Source organism: Mycolicibacterium vaccae NBRC 14118 = CIP 105934, from assembly GCF_001552715.1.
In the GTDB taxonomy this organism is placed as follows: domain Bacteria; phylum Actinomycetota; class Actinomycetes; order Mycobacteriales; family Mycobacteriaceae; genus Mycobacterium; species Mycobacterium vaccae.
In genome coordinates, this window is sequence record NZ_BCRS01000261.1 from 1 (window position 1) to 4789 (window position 4789).

Below are 4789 nucleotides of genomic sequence, written 5' to 3' on the forward strand. Positions count from 1 at the left end.
TCGTCGTTCACGGGCCTTGGTCGTCTTTGGGGAGGAGGTAGCGGTCGGGGTGGTGGTAGCCGTTGACGCGGTGCTGGCCGGTATCCAGCTCCGGTGGCGGGTGCCATTCGGTCTGGTTGCGGGTGTTGCGGGTGGTGCTCCAGCCGGTCTTGTCGAGCATGCGGTGATCGGCGGGGCAGGCGAAGGTCAGGTCGTCGATGTCGGTGTGCCCGCCGTCCTTCCAGCCTGTGGTGGCGTGGTGGACCTGGCACCAGTAGCCGGGCACGGTGCAGCCGGGCCGGGTGCACCCGCGGTCGCGCGCATGGAGCACGATCCGCTGCGCGGCGGTGGCCAACCGTTTGGACCGGCCCAGATACAAGCTCTGACCGGTGTGCCCGTCGAACACGTAGAGGTAGTGGTGCGCTCGGGCGGCCATGCGGATCAGGTCGGGCATCGGCAGCAGTGATCCGCCGCCGGTGACCGCCACCCCAGCGCCTTTTTCCAGTTCCTGCAAGGTGGTCGACACGATCACGGTGACGGGTAACCCGTTGTGGCTGCCGAGTTCTCCCGATTCCAGGCTGCGGCGCCACATCGCTTTGAGCGCGTCGTGGTTGCGTTGGGCGACAGTGCGGCTATCCCGGTCGGTCGGTGGTTGGGGAGTCGCCGCCTCGTCTGCGCCTGAGTCGCGCGTGCCTGCGGTATCGACGTCCGCTCCGGGGCTTTCGTCGTCGGGCATGTTGGCCCCGGGGGCGGCTTCTTTGGCCAGGACCGCGTCCAGATAGGTGCTGGCCTCGGGGTCGAGGTAGCCGCTGATTCTGCGGTAACCATCGGACTGTTGTTTGCCGATGATCACTCCGCGGCGCTGTGCGCGCTCTGCCTCCGACGGTGCCGGGCCGTCCTGGTCGATCATCGTGAGCAGCACCCGCGCGGTCTCGACCAGGTTCTCCGGATCCAGTCCGGCCGCGGCTGCGGCCAGCTGGGCATCGGCCGCAGCGCGGGTGCCCACGTCCACCCAGGCGGGCAGCTTTTTGTGGAACTTCGCGATCACCGCGACATGCTCCTCATCGAGCAGCCCACGGGCCTGCGCGGCGGCGGTGGACTCCCACACCGGCGCCAACGGTTCCCCGGTCATCGCCCGGCGCAGCCCGAGCGTTCTGGCCCGGGCCAGCCTGCGGGCAGCTTCGACGCCGCTGACCCGCAACGACGTCGTCAGCACCGCCTTCCAGGACTTCGCACCCAGCCGAGACGGTTCGGTCTCGTCCATCAACCGCGCCAGCACTTTGTGCTCCACCGTCGGCACGCTGCGCAGCACCGTGGTCAGCTCGGCCAGCAGGGCGATCAGCTCGCGGTGCGAGAGTTCGTCGGCGGCCTTGGACAGGATGGCGATCTGCTCAGCGATCGCCCCCACCGTCTCCGACACCAACTCCATATATCGAACACTAGTTCGGTCCACCGACAGGTCCGGCCGTCGATGTGACCAGAGAAACCACAGGGGCAAAAGAGTTCTAACGTTCCTCAGCGCCCTGTCGACGTACCCGGAACGCCTTCACGTCGGATTTGATCCCCTTCAGACGCTTGGCCCCGGCGAACGACCAGGTGAAGCGGTCGTCGTCCCCGATTGCGTCGCGGGTGGACTCGGCCACCAGCACCGACCCGGGGCGCGCAGCGCCGGTCATCCGCGCGGCCAGGTTCACCGGACTGCCGAACCAGTCGCCCGCGCGGCCGACCGCCATGCCGGTGGCGACACCGGCGCGCAGTCGCGGGAAGTCGTCCTCGTCCTCGGTCTCCTCGATCAGGCGCAGCATCGTCTCCAGCAGCGGCGCAGGCTCCGGACTGACCAGCATCACCTCGTCGCCGATGGTCTTCACGAATCGCACTGGAGACATTGCGAATTCGCGCGTCATGTCGGCCAGGCGCTGTGACAGATGTTCCAACTCCTCGGGCGGTACCGCCTCGCCGAGCCGGGTGAATCCCACCAGGTCGGCGAACCCGATGGTCATCAGCCGCGCCCCCGGAAGGTGTTGTCCTTCAGCGCGTTCGGTGGCGTTGACGGCCTCGGTCTCGATCGCGTGCCGCAGCTGCAGCAGCAGCACTTCCTGGATCATCGGCCCCAGCAGCGGCGCCACGTTCCCGACCAGCGCCTCCGACGCCTTGGCCACCTCCAGTTCGGTGGCACCAGGGCGAAGCACGGCGGCCAGCGCGGCGGAGCGCATCGCTTCGGCGGCGCGCGCCAACCCGTCACCGAGCAGCCGGGTGATCTGCACCAGCTCGTCGGGGTCGATGCCGAGGTCGAGGAAGTCGCGGGTGAACTTCGCCGCCTCTGCGTCGGCGCGCAGGAAGACCTCGGCGTCCGGGTCCTCCACGCGCGGCAGTCCCATCGCCCGCTGGATCCGCTCGAAGAGCGCGAGGTCGACGCCGGCCCGCGTCGCCGCCTGCCGCGCCGACACGTACTGGCCGTCGTCGCCGATCACCCGTCGCGATGCCAGCAGCATCGGCGCGGGGTTACCGCGGATCTGATCGAGGCCGACCCCGCGTTCGGCCAGCCAGCGGATCAACTCTGCACGCTCGGCGCGCGCGGCGCCTTCGAGCCCGTCGAGCATCCCGGATGTCTCCAGATCGAGGTCTTCGGCCACCCGGCCAACGTATACGGCGCCCGCCGGTGGGATAGTCGGGCACATGACCTCCCCGACGCTGCAGAGCTTTCCGCCGCTCGCCGCTGACGGTGCCCGCATCCTCGTTCTGGGCAACATGCCCGGCGTCGCGTCACTGCAGGCGCAGCGCTACTACGCCTACACCCGCAACGCGTTCTGGGGCATCATGGGCGAACTTTTCGGATTCGACCCCGCAGGCGATTACGACGAGCGGGTGGCCGCGCTGACCGGCGCCGGCGTCGCGGTGTGGGATGTGCTCAAGCACTGCCGCCGGATCGGCAGCCTGGATTCGTCGGTCCAACCGGACAGCATGGTGCCCAACGACTTCGGCGCGTTCTACGCCGGACAACCGGCGCTGACCCACGTCTACTTCAACGGGGCCGCAGCGGAGAAGAACTACCACCGCCTCGTCGGGCGGACGGACACGCTGCACCACACCCGGCTGCCGTCGACCAGCCCGGCGCAGACCATGTCCTTCGACCGCAAGCTCGCGGCGTGGCGCCAGATCACCGACGCCGTCCACCACCTCTGAGCCGCGTCCACTAGCGTGGCGTCATGTCCTGCGTGTTCTGCGCCATCGTCGCCGGTGAGGCTCCCGCCATCCGCATCCACGAGGACGACGACTATCTGGCGATCCTCGACATCCGACCGTTCACCCGCGGGCACACTCTGGTGATCCCCAAGGCGCACACCGTCGATCTGACCGACACCCCGCCGCGGACCGTGGCCGGGATGGCCGCCCTCGGGCAGCGCATCGCCAAGGCCGCCAGGGCCTCCGGCCTGCACGCCGACGGCAACAACATCGCCGTCAACGACGGCAAGGCTGCGTTCCAGTCGGTGTTCCACATCCACCTGCACGTGGTGCCGCGCCGGGACGGGGACAAGTTGTCGTTCGCGAAGGGGATGCTGCTGCGTCGCGACCCCGACCGCGAGGAGACGGCACGGCTTCTGCGCGAGGCACTGGCGCAACTGGACGCCGCCGAGAAGGATTGACCGCATGGGCATCGCGCTGTGGATGGAACAGAACATCGGCACCCGGCTGCTGATGTTGCACGACAAGCTCTACAAGAGCACCGACGGGCGTATCGGCCACCGTATTCCGCTGCCGGGCGTTGCGCCGTCGCTGCTGCTGCACACCGTCGGCGCCAAGACCGGGCAGAAGCGCACCAACGCGCTGTCCTACTTTCCCGACGGCGGGAGCTACTACGTCGTCGCCTCCAAGGGCGGCGATCCCCGGGCGCCCGGCTGGTATCACAATCTCAAGGCCCACCCGGATGTCGAGATCAACATCGGGCCAAAGCGTTTCGCGGTGACGGCGACTCCGGTGACGGCTGATGACCCCGACTATCCGCGGCTGTGGAAGCTGGTCAACGACGGCAACTCGAACCGCTACGAGGGCTACCAGAAGCGGACGTCACGCAGGATCCCGCTGGTCCGGCTGACCCCGAAGACCTAGAAGATCTCCTTGGCCAGCAGTTCCAGGGTGGCCTCCCGGGCGGGCGCGGTGCCCGGGTCGACCCCGCGGAACGCCGAGGCCACCGGATGCACCATCACCTCGTCCACATCGAACTTCTCGGCCAGTGCGTACACCTGGCCCGCCGCCTCCGCGGGTGCGCCGACCACGGCCTGACGCAGCCCGGCGTCGATGACGGCCTGAGCGCGCGGGTCGGTGTGCTGGGCTTCGGCGTCCTCGACCAGATCGAGCGGCACCATCGGCTGCCCGGTCCGCAGCCGCGCCATCATCTGGAGGTTCGGCAGGATCAAACGCATTGCCTCGTCCCGGGTTTCGGCGACGACGGCGTTGACCGTCAGGAACGTGACCGGCTCCGGGGTCAGGTCGCTGGGCCGGAAGTTCTCGCGGTAGAACCTCATCGCCTCCTCGGTGCCCTGACCGGCGAAGTGGTGGGCGAACACGTAGGGCAGGCCCTTGGCGGCGGCCAGCCGCGCGGAGTACATCGACGAACCCAGCAGCCACAGCCGCGGGGTGGTGACCGCGGCGGGCGTGGCCTTGAGGATGTAGTTGTCCTGCATGAGGTCGCGTGGCAGCGGCACCCGCACGCCTTTGCTGCCCATCAGCGCGACGACGTCGTCGAGATATTCGGGGAACGCCTCGATGTCGCGGTCGTCGCGGCCTGCCGCACCGCGCAGCGCCAGCGAGG

Annotated in this window: 6 protein-coding genes; 3 read left to right on the forward strand and 3 right to left on the reverse strand. The window is 68.8% G+C overall.

Features of this window, described 5'->3' with window-relative positions; all coding sequences use genetic code 11:
- Positions 1-7: 7 nt before the first annotated feature.
- The gene (locus MVA01S_RS28630) at positions 8-1408 is read right to left on the reverse strand and encodes an HNH endonuclease signature motif containing protein (RefSeq protein ID WP_003930946.1); all 1401 of its coding nucleotides are present in this window, start codon (positions 1406-1408) and stop codon (positions 8-10) included.
- 76 nt (positions 1409-1484) lie between these two features.
- The gene (locus MVA01S_RS28635) at positions 1485-2612 is read right to left on the reverse strand and encodes an adenylate/guanylate cyclase domain-containing protein (RefSeq protein WP_003930945.1); all 1128 of its coding nucleotides are present in this window, start codon (positions 2610-2612) and stop codon (positions 1485-1487) included.
- Between the two features lie 43 nt (positions 2613-2655).
- Between MVA01S_RS28635 and MVA01S_RS28640 the strand changes: the two genes are divergently transcribed.
- Genes MVA01S_RS28640 through MVA01S_RS28650 form a run of 3 tightly spaced genes read left to right on the forward strand, consistent with a single transcriptional unit; the run spans position 2656 to position 4086 of the window.
- Positions 2656-3162, forward strand: coding sequence for a DNA-deoxyinosine glycosylase (locus tag MVA01S_RS28640; protein ID WP_003930944.1), 507 nt, complete (start codon positions 2656-2658; stop codon positions 3160-3162).
- A 23-nt stretch (positions 3163-3185) separates the two neighbouring features.
- Positions 3186-3623 carry an HIT family protein gene (locus MVA01S_RS28645; protein ID WP_003930943.1) on the forward strand — a complete coding sequence of 146 codons (438 nt, stop codon included), beginning with the start codon at positions 3186-3188 and terminating at the stop codon, positions 3621-3623.
- 4 nt (positions 3624-3627) lie between these two features.
- A complete protein-coding gene (locus tag MVA01S_RS28650; RefSeq protein WP_003930942.1) occupies positions 3628-4086 on the forward strand; it encodes a nitroreductase family deazaflavin-dependent oxidoreductase in 459 nt (152 codons plus the stop codon).
- Here the strand turns inward: MVA01S_RS28650 and MVA01S_RS28655 are convergent.
- Positions 4083-4789, reverse strand: a 707-nt coding sequence (locus tag MVA01S_RS28655; protein ID WP_060941797.1) for an LLM class flavin-dependent oxidoreductase, incomplete at its 5' end; no start/stop codon positions are given. The two genes, MVA01S_RS28650 and MVA01S_RS28655, sit on opposite strands and share 4 nt — an antisense overlap.